This is a genomic window from Embleya australiensis, from assembly GCF_051903075.1.
Classification (GTDB): Bacteria; Actinomycetota; Actinomycetes; order Streptomycetales; family Streptomycetaceae; genus Embleya.
The window spans coordinates 3,297,904-3,311,645 of sequence record NZ_CP182423.1; the positions used below are offsets into that span (position 1 = coordinate 3,297,904).

Below are 13,742 nucleotides of genomic sequence, written 5' to 3' on the forward strand. Positions count from 1 at the left end.
GGCCGTCGACCGCCCGCGAAGCCCCGCTCGCCCACCCCGGTTCGTCCCGTGCCCGACCGGGCCAATCCCCATCACACACGAGGTCACCCGTCATGAACGCTCCCACTGTCGCCGCAGCACCCGACCGCCCGGATCCGACGCCCGCCGGCGCGCTGTTCGCCGTGGTCGACGTCGACCGACTGCCGCAGGCGGTGGCCGAGTTCCTGGCCGCGCCCGCGCACACCCCCGTACCCGTGGCGTGCGCGGAACGCCCGGACCTGGGGCACGCCGTCGAGCTGGCCTCGCGCCTGTACGCCGGGATCGCCCTCCCCGAACCCCTCGACGTGGGCATCCTGCTCGGGGCGGAGGACCTGCCCGACGGCCTGTTCGCGCTCGCCCGCCCGCTCGCCCGCACCTGGGTGACCGAGCACGAACTCTGCGGCACGGCCGAGGCGTTCCGGCGTCGACACCCCGGGACACTGCTGCTCGTCGGCTGCTATGACCGGCTCAACCTGGACCCGATCCGCGGCCTGCTGCTGACCACCTATCGCGGCCGCGAGCCCGGCCTCACCCTGCTGAGCGGACGCGACGCGGCCTCGGTGGCCTGGAACGTGGCCAAGCAGTACACCTCGACACCGGCCGCCGGGGTCGACGCGATCGGCCTGTTCACCGACACCGACCGCCCGCCGCACCCGTCCGGGGTCCGGGTGTTCGACGACCGCGACTTCGAACGTGTCGACATCCAGGCCGAGATCCTGGGCACACGCTGGCAGCGAGTGGCCTTCCAGGGACACGGCAAGGACGACAGCGTCAACCTCGGCGAGTTCACGATCTGCGGCCTGAACGCGGCCGTCCCGGCCCGGGCCGGCCTGCTCGGGCCGCGCTGCGCGTACGGGCTGCCCTGCTACAAGCCCGAGGACAAGCTGGTACCGCTCAACCGCGTGGAGGCGGCCGAGGTGGTGCTCAGCGCCTGCAACAGCGGCCCGCTGGCCGACCTCGCGCTGTACGACCCCCGGTATCAGCTGCTGCTCAACGCCCTCGACGGACCGGCCCGCACGGTCGTCTCCGCCGTCTCCGTGCACGACTCCGACCGGCCGGAGAACGTCGCGTGGATGCGCGCGGCCCTGGCCGGCGCGGACTCCGTGGACACCCTGAACGCCGGCCTCGCCGGCTCACACCCCTATCCGGCGTTCATGCGCTTCGGGCTGCCCCGCACCCCCCGAGACGTGCCCGCGCCGACCCCTTCCGAGCACCGCCCCGACCCGCTCGTGCTCACCGTCGGACGACGCCTGACCACCCTGCTCACCTCGGAACTGCTCCCGCACAACCACGCGTTGCGCCCGAGGCTGGTCAAACTCGCGCGCAAGGTGGACCTGTGGCTCGCCCGGCCGACGCATCTGGCCGACCAGTCGCCCGAGGAGATCCGCTCCTCGCTCACGGCCGATCTCCAGTCGCTGGACCACGTGATCACCGAACAGGTCGTGGCGAACCCCGAGAACGAGATCATGAGCTACCCCGCGCACTTCGGCGACCGCAGCTCGCTCGACCCGCAGGTGCGCGAGGTGACCTGCCACTGCGGACGCCCCGCCCAGGAGTTCACCCGGCGCGGACTGCTCCCGCACGTCTCGGACACGATCTGCGCGGTCTGCATGCGGTGCGGCGACGTCACCTTCCGGGTGCCCGACGCCCCGTCCCTGCTGGCCCATGCGGCCGACGAGGTGGAGCAAGGCGCGGAGTTGGAGGTGCGTGCGGTGCTCACGGCCGCCCGGCCGGGACCGGTACGACTGGGCTTGTTCGTGCCCACGTACCTGCGTGAGGACACGACCGTGGTACCGCCCACCGTCCGGATCCGGGCCGTGGACGACCGCCCCCAGGACGTGGCCTTCCGGGTCCGGTTCGCCGCCGAAACCGCGCCGCAGGCCTACTACTTCACGGTCTTCGCCGTGCAGGACCTCGCCGTCTCGACGGCACGCCGCCACTTCGGGGTCGTACCGCGCCGGACCTGAGGATCCGCCCGCCCCCGAACCCCCTTTCCCTCGTCATCACAAAGGACGGATGCCATGGAAACCCGAGACAAGCCCGAGATCGAACTCGTCGAGCAGAACGGCGAGGTGACCTTGAGCATCGGCGGCGAACAGGCCATGCAGGCCTGGGAGCGCGACCTGATGTGGGCCAGTGCCGACATGTTGTGCGAATACGGTCGGGACTTCTACGAAGTCGGCCTCGGTCTTGGGCTGTCCGCGCTGCGGATCGCCGGGAACCCGGCCACCCGCAGCCACACCGTGCTCGAACTCTTCGACGAGGTCGAGGAGTTGTTCCGGCGCAAGCACCCGACGCTGCCCGACAACCTCGCCATCGAGCGCGGCGACTTCTTCCAACGCGTCTTCGAACTGCCGTCGGAGAGCATCGACGGCATGTTCTTCGACCCGGCCCTGGACATGGAGGTGTGGAAGGACGAGGCGCTGTGGGCGAGGACCATGCCCGAGGTCGTTCGAGCGCTGCGCCCCGGCGGGGTGTTCATCCCCTTCTTCAGCACCCGGCCGGAACTGCGGTGGCAATACCTGCCGCACTTCCGCAGCATCCGGGTCGAGTCGCATCCGTACCAGGCGTACGAGGGCACCGAGTACACGTACGGCACCAGCGGCCAGGCGTACATCCAGTGTTTTCGCAAGACCTGACCGCGCCGTTCCGTTCCCACGATCTCATTCCGGAGGCAGCCGCATGACCATCGCCCCCTCGACCGACCGACTGTGCGGCCTCGACGTGGGTTCGCTGTTCCTGGCCGGGCCGTTCATCCAACTCCTGGACCCGGCCACCGGCGAGATGCCGGAGCACGCACGGGCGCCCTTCGACGTCCTGATCCGACACTTCGAGGCACGCGGACTCGCCGTGCACAACGCGCATCGCCGCGAGGCGTGGGGCGCCGAGCTGATGCGCCCGGACCAGTGCACCGGCCTCGACCAGGACGAGATCCGCAAGGCCGACGTCTTCGTCGCGCTCCCGGGCTTCCCCGCCTCGCCGGGCACCCACATCGAGATGGGCTGGGCCAGCGCCTTCGACAAGCCCATCGTGCTGATGTTGGAGGAGGGACGGGAGTACACGTTCCTCGTCCAGGGGCTGCACACCGTGGCCACGGTGGAGTACGTGGAGTACGCGCAGGGCCGGGACATCGCGGAATACCTGCCCGAAGTCGACGCGGCGCTGCACCGGGCGGTGTCCCGGCACCGCGAGCGCACCGGCAAGGGCGAAAGCTGACCGGGGCGTTGCCGCATCGGCGGGTGGTCGGGCGCAGGCTCGGCCACCCGCCGCCGCACGTGGCCGCTCCGAACGGGACACGGATGGGACGGGGGTTCGATGAGGATTGACGTGGCCGCGCTTGTCGCCTTGGCCACGTTCGTCGCGGGGGGCGTGGCCGGCTCCGGGTCGGTGCAACCGGATGGGGCACGAGCGTTGGCGGCGACGCGGGCGGAGTCCGTGCGCACGCCGGCGGCGCCCCGGTACACGGTCGAGTTGGCCGGTGACGCCTCGGGGAGCGGGTGGACCGGTCACGAGCGGGTGGGGTTCACCAACGTGTCGGCCGCTCCGCTCGGTGAGGTGTACCTGCGGTTGTGGGGCAACGCGCACGGTACGTGTTCCGCGCCGCCGATCGAGGTCTCCGAGGTCACCGGTGGGGTCCCGGCGGGCCTGTCGGTCGGCTGCACGGCCCTGCGGATCGTGTTGGGAAAGCCCCTGCGCCGCGGGGAGGGCGCCACGATCGGCTTCCGGCTGCGAATCCGGGTCCCGGCCGGTATCGACCGGTTCGGCCACGACGGCGACCACGCCTTCCTCGGCAACGCGCTGCCGGTGCTGGCGGTTCGGGACGGGAGGGGCCGGCACCTGGACCCGTACACGAACACGGGCGAGTCCTTCTACTCGCTCGCCGCCGACTTCGACGTCACGCTCGAGCACCCGTCGAACCTGCGGGTACCGGCCACCGGCACCTCGGTCGACCGTCCGGGCGCACCCGGGCGTACCGTCACCACCGCGACGGCCCGCGACGTGCGGGACTTCGCCTGGGCGGCGGGGCCGTTCACCGGGATCTCCGGGACGTCCGCGACCGGCGTCGAGATCAACGTGTATGCGGACGCCGGCGTCGAACCGGCCGACGCCCGGGCCATGTTGGACGTCGCGCGGACGGCCGTCGATGCCCATGCCGGGCGCTTCGGCGCGTACCCGTACACCGAACTGGACGTGGTCCTGGACGACGATCTGTGGTTCAGCGGCATGGAGTATCCGGGCTTCGTCCTGGACCGCGTGCGGCCCACGGCGCTCGTGCACGAACTGGCCCACCAGTGGTGGTACGGGATCGTCGGCAACGACGAGTACGGCGAACCGTGGCTCGACGAGTCGTTCGCCGAATACGCGACGGATCTCGCGCTCGGGAAGACGGGGGAGGAGTGTGGGAGCGAACTCTCCTGGGCCGCGCCGACGGAGCGGATCACCAACTCGATGCGGTACTGGGACGCGCACCCGAAGCGCTACGAGACGGTGGTCTACGACTACGGGAAGTGCGCGCTGCACGAACTGCGACGGCTGATCGGCGAACCCGCGATGGAGACCCTGCTGCGCGACTATGTCACCGCCCACCGGTACGGGATCTCCACCACCGCGGCGTTCAAGAAGGCGGCCATGGCGGCCACTTCGCGGGACCTGACGCCGTTCTGGGCGCGGTACCGCATCGACGGTCGACGGTGAGCACGCGGCGCGCGGACCCGTAGGGGGAAACCCCGGCAACGACGGTCTGGGGCACGAGAGTTGCGGCCCGGATGGACCAGGGTCGATGTCCTCCGCGCCGACGATTCGCGCGGACGGCGGGCCCCGCAGACTGAATCGGCGATGTCCCTCCGATCCTGGGAAGAGCCGATGCGTACCCGTACCCCGATCCTTGCCTCAGCTCTCGTGCTGACCCTGGCCGCCGGCCCCTTGGCCGCGCCCGCATTCGCCGCGGACGCGCCGGCGTCGGCGACCGTACACACCATGCCGAAAGGGCCGGACGCCGAGGCACTGGCCGCCGCGTTGGCCGGATTACCGGATGCGACCGCGACCGCGGCACTCGTTCGGGTCGGCGGTACCGAGGGGGTGTGGCGCGGCAGTTCGGGTGTGCATGATGTGACCAGTCGTCGGGACGCGGACGCCTGTGCGCGGTTCCGGGCGGGGTCGACGACCAAGGTGGTAACGGCCGCCGTGGTGCTGCAACTTGCCGCCGAGAGCCAGATCGACCTGGGGGAATCCGTACAGCACTATCTTCCGGGGCTGCTGGAGTCGGGGCGATCGAATGTGCCCTTCAAGCCCATCACCGTACGCCAGTTGCTGAACCACACCAGTGGCATCCAGGCCGGCGACGGCTTCGGGGACTCCTTCGAGGAGGCCTACGCGCACCGCTTCGACACCCTGACGCCCCGAGAGGTGTTGGCATCGGCGGTGGCGAAAGGCCCGGAGTTCGACCCGGGCACGCGACAGCACTACCTCAACATCAACTACACGATCCTCGGCATGCTGATCGAGAAGGTCACGGGAGACTCGTACGCGTCGCAGGCCGGCCTGCGCGTGTTGCGCCCCGCCGGGATGACGAGCACGTACTTCCCCGGCACGGATCCGCGGATCCGCGGCCCGCACAACCGGGGCTACCAGGCGGTCGTGCGGGCCGACGGCACGACCGAATTCGTCGACGTCACCGACTGGAACCAGGCGGACCGCTGGGCGGCGGGCGACATGATCTCGACGACGGCCGACTTGGAGCGGCTGATCACCACGCTGTTCCGAGGCCGCATCGTCCCGAGGCCGCAACTGCGGGAGATGTTCACGGTCCCGGCGAACATCCCGGGCGCGAAGCTGAGTGCCGGATTCGAGCGCTTCGAGTACGACGGCAAGGTCTACTGGATCAAGTCGGGCGCCCGTTACGGCTACAGCACGCTCATCGCCGCGCCCGAGAACCTGAGTCGCACGCTGGTTGTGTCGGTCGGCTCCACGGACGCGAAGGGCAAATCGATGAATCCCGTGGTTCAGCGCATCAGCCTGGCGGCCCTGAAGGCGCGCTGAGGACCACCGGAGGCCCCGCCCGTCCCGGCTCCGAAGTCCCCGGGGCGGGGGCGGGACCCGGTACTCGGGAGGCCCGTTGGACGGTTCCGGCCGGGCCCGATGCCGGCGGGCGTTCCTCGGCGATGCCGGGTGGCGAGCGGGTTTCGGGTGTGCGGGATCTTGGGGGAGGGCAGGCGGGAAGGTCGGTGGTCTGTCCGCCGGTTGGTGTTCGAGGCGAGGGAGATGCTCGTGGAGTTCGGTCCGAGTCGGCGTGGGGTTCTCGGTGGGGTTGCCGCGGGGGTCCTTGCCGTTGTTGTTCCGGGTGCCGGGAGCGCCGTCGCGCGGGGTGTGGACGATCAAGGGGTCGTCGGGCGGCTGCGGGCGCTGGAGCGGGCGCATGCGGCACGGCTCGGGGTGTTCGCGTGTGATGTGGTTTCGGGGCGGGCCGTCGTCCATCGCGCGGATGAACTGTTCCCGATGTGTTCGTCGTTCAAGACCATCGCGGTGGCCGCCGTGCTGCGCGACCTCGATCGGGACGGCGAGTTCCTGGGCCGGCGCATCCGGTACACCGAGAAGGACGTCACCGAGGCCGGGTATGCGCCGATCACGGGGCGGCCCGAGAACGTGGCCGACGGCATGATCGTCGCGGACCTGTGCGCCGCCGCCATCGCCTACAGCGACAACGGGGCGGCGAATCTGCTGCTGCGCCGGCTCGGCGGGCCGGGCGCGGTCACCGAATTCTGTCGGTCCGTCGGGGACGCGGTGACCCGGCTCGACCGGTGGGAGCCCGCGCTGAATTCGGCGGAACCGGGGCGGGTGACGGATACGTCGAGTCCGCGTGCGCTCGGCCGGACCTACGCCCGGCTCGCGCTGGGCGGTGCGCTCGACGCGCGGGACCGCGAGCGGTTGACCGGATGGCTGCTGGCCAACACGACCGGCGGCAAACGACTGCGGGCGGGGCTTCCGGGGGACTGGGTCGTCGCGGACAAGACCGGCACCGGTGGCTACGGCACCACCAACGACGTGGGTATCGTCCGGCCGCCGGGGCGGGGGCCGATCGTGATGGCGGTGCTGTCCACAAAGGACGACGCGGCGGCGCCGGCCGATGAACCGCTGCTCGCCGAGACCGCGACGGTGCTGGCAGAGGCATTGGGCTGACGCGTGCGGGAGCGGGTGGCCGGGGGCGGCGGGCGCCCCCGGCCACCGCCTCGTGTGACCGATCGGTTCCGTTCGGCTACGGGCCGTGCGACGGGTGGATTCAGGCGTGGGTGGTGCTGAGGGCTCGACGTAGGGCGGTCAGCGAGTCGGGGACCTCGCGGGTGTGCAGGGCTCGGGCACGCAGGGGGGCGAACAGGCGTTTGCGCCAGAAGGTCCGCGGATGCAGCGTCCACTCGACGGTCAGCCGGGTGGCGCTGGGCTCCTCGACCACCTGCCAGTTCCACTCGACGTAACCGGGATTGCCGTCGTCGGTCGCCGAGCGGTGTCGGAACACGCCGTGGACGGCGTCGATCGCCGTCAGGCGCGAGCGGCTTCGCCACGACGGCATGCCGGCCGGCTTGACCACGACCAGCCACTCCGCGCCCGGTTCCAGGATTGCCGGACGCTCCAGCACCTTCGTGATGGCGGCGTTCCATTCCGGCAGCCGACGCACGTCGGTGACCAGGTCGAAGACCGCGCGCGGGGTCGCGGTGAACGAAGCGGTGGCCGAGCCGGAGAAGACCGGCCCACCGCTGTCGTGCGCGGTCATGACGCGCCTCCCGTCCCCGAGCATCGGAGAAGTGGGATGTGGTTCCAGTATCGCGCGCCGGACGCTCGGTCCGGGAGGCGGCGAGTCGGGCCGGCGAGTGGTCAGGGTCGTGGCGCTCCGGAGCCGTCCGGGGGGTGGGGGCCCGTCTTCGCTGAAGAGGCGGTGGCAGTCGAGTTCGATCACGCCCAGGCAATCGCCGGGAAGGGGGATTTGCCTTGTGTGGGTGAGTTGTTCGTGTGTGGGTCGGGCGGGGGGCCGGGGTTTTTGTCGGAAACCGTTGTCGTTCCGGCGTCGCCGGGGTCTCCGGTGGGTGTTTGCGTGCTTCGATGTGGCGGGCGGCCCGCACGGGGTACGCACGAAAGGACGGAATACCGATGGCCGAAGAACTGATTGCCACGTTGAACACGACGCTCGGGCAGGTCGTCGTGCGACTGTTCCCCGAGCAGGCGCCGGAAACCGTCGCCAACTTCGTCGGACTGGCCGACGGCACTCGCCAGTGGCGTGATCCGTCGACCGGTGCGCCCGGTAAGGGAGCGCTGTACAACGGAACGATCTTCCATAGGGTGATCGGCGGCTTCATGATCCAGGGCGGCGACCCCCAGGGGACGGGTATGGGCGGGCCGGGATACGAGTTCAAGGACGAGTTCCACCCTGCCCTGAAGTTCGACCGGCCCTACCTGTTGGCGATGGCCAATGCCGGACCGGGAACCAATGGCTCCCAGTTCTTCATCACCGTCGCCCCGACGTCGCACCTCACGAACCGGCACACGATCTTCGGCGAGGTGGTCGGGGGCCGGGAGGTCGTCGACGCCATCGCGAAGGCCCCGACGGGCCGGAACGACCGCCCGCTCACGGACATCGTCATCCAGTCCGTCGACATCGAGCGTCGCCAGTCCTGACCCACGCCGATCGTGGTGCCCCGCTTGCGAGATCGGAGGCACCACGATCGTGCACCGGGGTGCCGCCCTCGTATCGGCCGGACTTGCCATAACCGCAAGATTTCGTGCCGCCGTGGTGTGGGCCGGCGAGGCTGGGGGGCGTCGAACGGGCCGGTGGTTGCCGGGCCCGTTCGGTTCCCGTAGTCACCGGGTGCCGTCGGGCGGGTTTCGCGGACGGCCGGTGATTCCCCGTCCCGAGGGCAGGAAGACATGAATTTCGGACCAGGGTTGTTGCCGCGCCGCCTTCTTCGATCCGGGCGGGTGGTGGTGGCCTTCGTGCTTGCGCTCCTGCTCACGGTCGGCCTCGCGGGCTGTTCGGCGTCGAGCGGGGACGATGTGCCCTCCTATGCCGCCGCGACTCGGGGTGATCGCGGCTTCGAGGGCACGTTCCGGCATGAGTTCGCCGATGTCGACGGCGTCCGTATGCACTATGTGACCGGTGGGAGCGGTACCCCGGTGGTGTTGATCCACGGGTGGCCGCAGACCTGGTACGGCTGGTGGCCGATCATGCCGGAACTCGCCAAACGCCACACCGTGTATGCGGTGGACCTGCCCGGACTGGGCGACAGCACCGGATCGCCGACCGGATACGACAAGGCCACCCTGGCGCGGTACATCCACACGCTGATCGCCGATCGGCTCGGCGTGCGTGACGCCCGCGTCGTCGGGCACGACTTCGGGGCCGCGGTGGCGTTCCAATACGCCGGGCAGTTCCCCGGCGACACCGCGCGGCTCGGCTACCTCGATCTACCGCTGCCCGGGCCCGCGATCGACGCGCCCACGTATCGAACGCTGAGTTGGCACATCGCGTTTCACTCCCAGCGGCGGGTTCCCGAGGCGGTGGTGGGCAATGACATCCGGGCGTACCTGGCGCTGTTCTATCCCCAAGTCGCCTTCGGAGGCTCGGCGTTCGGAGGCAACTCGGATCGATCCCCGTTCAGCGACGCCGAGGTCGAGGAGTATGCGCGTACCTATAGCCGGCCCGGTGTCCTGTCGGGGGGCTTCGAGCTGTATCGCGCTTTGGAGAAGGACGTTCGCGACACCGTGGCGGCGGCACCGGTGCGGGTTCCGACGCTGCTGATGACCGCGCAGGGGCAACTGGACGCGATCCGGGGCACGGTGGCGCCGCGGATGACGGACATCGTGCGGGCGGTGGATGTGCCGAACGCGGGGCATTGGCTGGTCGAGGAGAACCCGCGCTTCGTGGCCGAGGAGTTGTCGCGATTCCTTGATGGGTGATCGGCGCTCAGTCGGGGCGCGTGGCGGTGACGTGGTCGAGGTTGTCGCGGGCTGATCGGGCCGCGGCCGAGGCGTCTTGGGCTGCCTGGTCCGCGCGTTCCCGTTCGGCTTCGGCCTTGTCGGCCGCGGTGCCGAGGCGGGTGGCCGTGGTGCGGGCCTCTTCGAGGCGGGCGGCCAGAGCCTCGGCGTCGGCGAGGGCTTCGGTGTGGCGGGCTCGGGCTTTGTCGGCGGCGGTACGGCGTTCCCGGGCCGCGCGGGTCGCCTCTCGGGCGGATTTCTCCGCGGCCTCGACGGTGGAGCGGGCGTGGGCGAGTTCGGATTCGTATTGTTTGCGGGCGCGTTCGCGGGCGGCGCGCTCTTCGGCGGCGTGGATGCCCTCCGCGGCCTTCGCGGACTTGGCAGCCTTCGGGGCCTTGGCGCCCTTGGTGGTCCTGGTGGGCTTCCCTGCCTTCCCGGCCCCGGCGGGCGGAGTGGCGCTGCCCTGCTCGGTCGTTCGGCCCGCCGGCGCGGAGGCGAAGGTGTCCTCGGGGTGCAGTGGGGTGGTGAGTCGGCCGGCGGCGAGGCGTTGTGCGGCTTCGGGGTCGGCCAGGGCCGTGTTCAGGGTGTCCTGGAGGTCGCGGAGGGCGGTGTCGCCGACGGTGGGGTGGCCGTGGGCGGCGGCGAGGGCGAGGGCCTGCTGTTGGAGCGCGTCGATCACGCGGTGGCGTTGACGGGAGAGTTCGCGCAGTTCGGGGCCTTGCAGCTGCTCCTGCGCGTCGCGCATCGCGGCGCCCAGTCGCAGGAAGGCGTCGATTTCGTCGCGGTGTTCGCGGGCCAGGAGGTTCGCGAGCCAGGCCGCAAGCACGGGGCGCCGCAGGTCGCCGATCCGGCCGGCCAGGGCCCGATCCCCGGCGACCCGGGCGGTGTGGGCGTGTGCGTCGCGGGCGGCGACGAACTCGTCGGGGGTGAGGCCGTACAGCTCGTCGACGATCGTGTCCTCGTCGACGCCGGCGTCCTGGGGAGTCGGCTTCCCGCGTGTGGCCATGACCCCATGGTGGCGTCTCGACGCCGCCGCGCCCCGGTAGTCCGGGCGCGGCCGGCGTGTCGACGATGCGCGGGCGGTCGGGTTCCCCGCGCCCGCTCCGGTCAGCGGCTGCCCGCCCCCTGGGCGACGGCGCGGTGTTGGCGCTCGATCGCGGCGGCGAGGCGGGCCGTGTCCTCCAGGACGTAGTCGTCGACCATGCGGCCCCACCGCAGGGTGACCCACTGGATGCCCTCGTTCTCGTAGCGACTGCCGTCGGCCAGGGTCGCGCTGACGGCCAGCCGGACCACGACCGTCGTCTTCCACGGCCACCCCTTGGCCACCACGTCGGTCAGCCGAAGCCGCAGACCGGGCAGGAGCGTGTACAGGTCGGCGAACCACTGTTCGAACGCGTCCCGGCCGACCAGTTCCGCGGCGGGCGCGGCGTCGCCGACGAAGCGAAAACGCACCGTCGGCGCGGCCATGTCCACCGCCGCCCGGTAGTCGCCCCGGGCCATGCGGGCCCAGATCCTTCGCGTCTTCGCGCGCACGATCGTGTGGTACATGCCGGCCTCCGGCCTCGAACCAGTGACTTGTCTTCTGCAAGTCACCGTAGGCGCAGTGACTTGCCGAATACAAGGCACTAGCCTGACCTGGGTGAACAAAGACCGATTCGCGGACATGTCCTGCTCGGTGGCCCGTACCGCCGCCCTGATCGCGGACCCGTGGGCGCTGCTGGTCCTGCGTGACCTGTTCCTGGGGTTGGCGCGTTTCGACGAACTGCGCCGCGATCTCGACATCGCCACGAATGTCCTGGCCGATCGCCTGGACCGCCTACAGGCCGCCGGACTCGTGGTCCGGGAGCCCTACCAACAGCGCCCCGTGCGCCACGAGTACCACCTCACGGACGCGGGCCGCGACCTCTACGGCGTCGTCCTGAGCCTCCTGGCCTGGGGCGACCGGCACCTGGCCGTGGACGGGGTCCCGATGCGGCTGGTGCACAAGACCTGCGGACGGCCGTGCACACCCACGGTCACGTGCGATCACTGCGGCGAAAGGCTCGTCGACGAGGCGGTCGAGGTGCTCCCCGGCCCGGGCGGGCGCGACGCACCCGGCACCACGGTCATCGCGCGGAAGCTCTTCGGGGCGCGGGAGCATGCCGCCGACGCGGGCGAAACCGACGTACCCGAAGCCGCCACGAGGCCCTGACGCGCACGCGTCGGCCCGTCCGAGCGAATTTCGGTTGCGGCGGGGTCGGCGCGCCGGGTGGAGTGGCGCCATGGACGGTGTCACGGCGCGCACGCGAGCAGGGTCGGGAGCAACCCGTGGCGGCGCGGTACGACCGGCTCCGTGGCACAGGACGGCGATACTCGCGGCGCTGATGCTCGCCGCCTTCACCTTCAACACGGCGGAGAACCTGCCGGTGGGCCTCCTGGAGCTGATCGCCGACGGGCTGCACGTGTCGGTGCCGGCGGTCGGCCTCCTGGTCACCGGCTACGGCCTGACCGTGGCCGTCGCCTCGGTGCCGCTCGCGCACGTCGTCCGGGCGGTGCCCCGGCGGCACGTGCTCACGGGTGTGCTGGCCGCGCTCGTCGTGTCCAGTCTGGTCGCGGCGTCGGCGGCCTCGTACGGACTGCTGCTCGGGGCGCGATTGTCGACCGCGCTCGCCCAGGCGCTGTTCTGGGCGGTGATGGCGCCGGTCGCGGTTGGTCTGTTCGCGGTCGAGGTGCGCGGGCGGGTGCTCGGGGCGTTGTCCGTCGCCGGGTCGCTCGCCCTCGTACTCGGTGTTCCCGCCGGAACCTGGCTGGGTCGGCACAGCGGCTGGCAGGTGCCGGTGGCCGTGCCGGCGGGTCTGGGGTTCGCCTCCCTGGTGACGATCGCCGTACTGCTGCCGACCTCGCGGCCGGAGGAGGAGCAGGCCGCCTACGGAACCGCTCCCGACGCCCGCCGGTTCGCGATCGTGCTCGCGGCCGGGACCCTGTCCGCTTGCGGGGCGTTCGCGGGATTCACCTACATCGTGAAGTTCCTGGGCGATGTGAGCGGGTTCGCCCCGAGCACGGTCGGCTTGCTCCTGGTGGTGTTCGGGGTCGCGTGTCTGGTCGGGGTGGGCATCACCGGGGCACTGCTCGACCGTTTTCCGTATGCCGCGCTCGCCTCGGCGATGGGCACGCAGGCGGTGGGCCTGCTCGGGCTGTACGCCTTCGGTGCCCATCCGGTGGCGGCGGTGGTGTCCCTGGTGCTGATGGGTGGTGCCCTCGGACCGGTGTTCATGGCGGCGCAGAACGCGATGTTGTTGTGCGCCCCGGGGCGCACCGACATCGCACTCGCGGCGAACTCCGGTGCCTACAACGCCGGTATCGCGGCCGGCGCCGCGCTCGGCGGCCTGATCCTGCCGTTCGCCGGCGTGCGCGGCACGTTCCTCGCGGGTGGGCTGGTGACGATCGGGGCGTGCGCGGTGCTCGGCGGCGGATGGGCGTGCCGGCGGCGGCTCAGTGCCGCCCGTGGGCGGAGTCCGAGGCCCCGCCGAACAGGCGGGCCAAGGCGCGGAACGGCAACGTGACAACGGTCGCGATGGCGCTCCCGATCTTGCCCAGGACGTCACCGATGGCTCTGAACATGCCTGCCTCCCGTCGACGCTCGCACGACGACACAGCAGCGGTCATATCGTGCGAATGCCATAAAACGATGTTTGCCGTATGGTCCATGGCTGCCCCGTGAGGCCGAGGGGAAACGGCACCGGCGCCCGCCCGATTCGGTCACCGTGCGGAAGTGGTCGGGCACC

The 13,742-nt window shown here is 71.1% G+C and carries 13 protein-coding genes and 1 pseudogene; 10 read left to right on the forward strand and 4 right to left on the reverse strand.

Annotated features, from left to right (window positions below):
• Positions 1-92 precede the first annotated feature (92 nt).
• The 6 genes from ACMXN5_RS44715 (at position 93) to bla (ending at position 7,194) form a co-directional block, all read left to right on the forward strand.
• Complete coding sequence (locus ACMXN5_RS44715) at positions 93-1,985, forward strand: hypothetical protein (protein ID WP_439680600.1); 1,893 nt, start codon at positions 93-95, stop codon at positions 1,983-1,985.
• Positions 1,986-2,039: 54 nt separating this feature from the next.
• Entirely contained in the window at positions 2,040-2,657 is a 618-nt protein-coding gene (locus tag ACMXN5_RS44720) for a class I SAM-dependent methyltransferase (RefSeq protein ID WP_395792045.1), read from the forward strand.
• Positions 2,658-2,700: 43 nt separating this feature from the next.
• The gene (locus tag ACMXN5_RS44725; RefSeq protein WP_439680601.1) at positions 2,701-3,234 is read left to right on the forward strand and encodes a nucleoside 2-deoxyribosyltransferase; all 534 of its coding nucleotides are present in this window, start codon (positions 2,701-2,703) and stop codon (positions 3,232-3,234) included.
• A gap of 99 nt (positions 3,235-3,333) precedes the next feature.
• Positions 3,334-4,713, forward strand: coding sequence for a M1 family metallopeptidase (locus ACMXN5_RS44730; protein ID WP_439680602.1), 1,380 nt, complete (start codon positions 3,334-3,336; stop codon positions 4,711-4,713).
• A 168-nt stretch (positions 4,714-4,881) separates the two neighbouring features.
• Entirely contained in the window at positions 4,882-6,057 is a 1,176-nt protein-coding gene (locus ACMXN5_RS44735; protein ID WP_439680603.1) for a serine hydrolase domain-containing protein, read from the forward strand.
• 222 nt (positions 6,058-6,279) lie between these two features.
• Positions 6,280-7,194, forward strand: a complete 915-nt coding sequence (gene bla / locus ACMXN5_RS44740) for a class A beta-lactamase (protein ID WP_439680604.1) — start codon at positions 6,280-6,282, stop codon at positions 7,192-7,194.
• Positions 7,195-7,294: 100 nt separating this feature from the next.
• Here the strand turns inward: bla and ACMXN5_RS44745 are convergent, their stop codons facing one another.
• Positions 7,295-7,783: an SRPBCC family protein gene (locus ACMXN5_RS44745; protein WP_439680605.1), complete on the reverse strand. Its 489-nt coding sequence runs from the start codon at positions 7,781-7,783 to the stop codon at positions 7,295-7,297.
• A 374-nt stretch (positions 7,784-8,157) separates the two neighbouring features.
• Between ACMXN5_RS44745 and ACMXN5_RS44750 the strand changes: the two genes are divergently transcribed.
• Both ACMXN5_RS44750 and ACMXN5_RS44755 read left to right on the forward strand, forming a co-directional pair.
• Positions 8,158-8,682, forward strand: coding sequence for a peptidylprolyl isomerase (locus ACMXN5_RS44750; RefSeq protein ID WP_439680606.1), 525 nt, complete (start codon positions 8,158-8,160; stop codon positions 8,680-8,682).
• A 249-nt stretch (positions 8,683-8,931) separates the two neighbouring features.
• The gene (locus ACMXN5_RS44755) at positions 8,932-9,960 is read left to right on the forward strand and encodes an alpha/beta fold hydrolase (RefSeq protein ID WP_439680607.1); all 1,029 of its coding nucleotides are present in this window, start codon (positions 8,932-8,934) and stop codon (positions 9,958-9,960) included.
• 7 nt (positions 9,961-9,967) lie between these two features.
• Here the strand turns inward: ACMXN5_RS44755 and ACMXN5_RS44760 are convergent, their stop codons facing one another.
• Together ACMXN5_RS44760 and ACMXN5_RS44765 are read right to left on the reverse strand one after the other, a co-directional pair.
• Entirely contained in the window at positions 9,968-10,984 is a 1,017-nt protein-coding gene (locus tag ACMXN5_RS44760) for a hypothetical protein (protein WP_439680608.1), read from the reverse strand.
• A gap of 101 nt (positions 10,985-11,085) precedes the next feature.
• A complete protein-coding gene (locus ACMXN5_RS44765) occupies positions 11,086-11,526 on the reverse strand; it encodes a nuclear transport factor 2 family protein (RefSeq protein WP_439680609.1) in 441 nt (146 codons plus the stop codon).
• 91 nt (positions 11,527-11,617) lie between these two features.
• On the opposite strand from ACMXN5_RS44765, the gene ACMXN5_RS44770 reads away from it, so the two are divergent.
• Positions 11,618-12,169 (forward strand): winged helix-turn-helix transcriptional regulator, encoded by a 552-nt coding sequence (locus ACMXN5_RS44770; RefSeq protein WP_439680610.1) that lies wholly within the window; start codon positions 11,618-11,620, stop codon positions 12,167-12,169.
• 172 nt (positions 12,170-12,341) lie between these two features.
• Positions 12,342-13,478: pseudogene (locus ACMXN5_RS44775) on the forward strand (MFS transporter); the annotation flags it as partial.
• On the opposite strand, the gene ACMXN5_RS44780 reads toward ACMXN5_RS44775, so the two are convergent.
• The gene (locus ACMXN5_RS44780; RefSeq protein ID WP_268812575.1) at positions 13,450-13,578 is read right to left on the reverse strand and encodes an LPFR motif small protein; all 129 of its coding nucleotides are present in this window, start codon (positions 13,576-13,578) and stop codon (positions 13,450-13,452) included. The pseudogene ACMXN5_RS44775 and the gene ACMXN5_RS44780 sit on opposite strands and share 29 nt — an antisense overlap.
• Between the last annotated feature and the right edge of the window lie 164 nt (positions 13,579-13,742).

Excerpts from the sequence above, each read along its gene's own strand:
- ACMXN5_RS44720 (WP_395792045.1), top strand. The coding sequence starts at position 2,040 with ATGGAAACCCGAGACAAGCCCGAGATCGAACTCGTCGAGCAGAACGGC.
- ACMXN5_RS44745 (WP_439680605.1), bottom strand. The coding sequence starts at position 7,783 with ATGACCGCGCACGACAGCGGTGGGCCGGTCTTCTCCGGCTCGGCCACC.
- ACMXN5_RS44730 (WP_439680602.1), top strand. The coding sequence starts at position 3,334 with ATGAGGATTGACGTGGCCGCGCTTGTCGCCTTGGCCACGTTCGTCGCG.
- ACMXN5_RS44765 (WP_439680609.1), bottom strand. The coding sequence starts at position 11,526 with ATGTACCACACGATCGTGCGCGCGAAGACGCGAAGGATCTGGGCCCGC.
- ACMXN5_RS44715 (WP_439680600.1), top strand. The coding sequence starts at position 93 with ATGAACGCTCCCACTGTCGCCGCAGCACCCGACCGCCCGGATCCGACG.
- ACMXN5_RS44725 (WP_439680601.1), top strand. The coding sequence starts at position 2,701 with ATGACCATCGCCCCCTCGACCGACCGACTGTGCGGCCTCGACGTGGGT.
- bla (WP_439680604.1), top strand. The coding sequence starts at position 6,280 with ATGCTCGTGGAGTTCGGTCCGAGTCGGCGTGGGGTTCTCGGTGGGGTT.
- ACMXN5_RS44750 (WP_439680606.1), top strand. The coding sequence starts at position 8,158 with ATGGCCGAAGAACTGATTGCCACGTTGAACACGACGCTCGGGCAGGTC.
- ACMXN5_RS44755 (WP_439680607.1), top strand. The coding sequence starts at position 8,932 with ATGAATTTCGGACCAGGGTTGTTGCCGCGCCGCCTTCTTCGATCCGGG.
- ACMXN5_RS44760 (WP_439680608.1), bottom strand. The coding sequence starts at position 10,984 with ATGGCCACACGCGGGAAGCCGACTCCCCAGGACGCCGGCGTCGACGAG.
- ACMXN5_RS44780 (WP_268812575.1), bottom strand. The coding sequence starts at position 13,578 with ATGTTCAGAGCCATCGGTGACGTCCTGGGCAAGATCGGGAGCGCCATC.
- ACMXN5_RS44735 (WP_439680603.1), top strand. The coding sequence starts at position 4,882 with ATGCGTACCCGTACCCCGATCCTTGCCTCAGCTCTCGTGCTGACCCTG.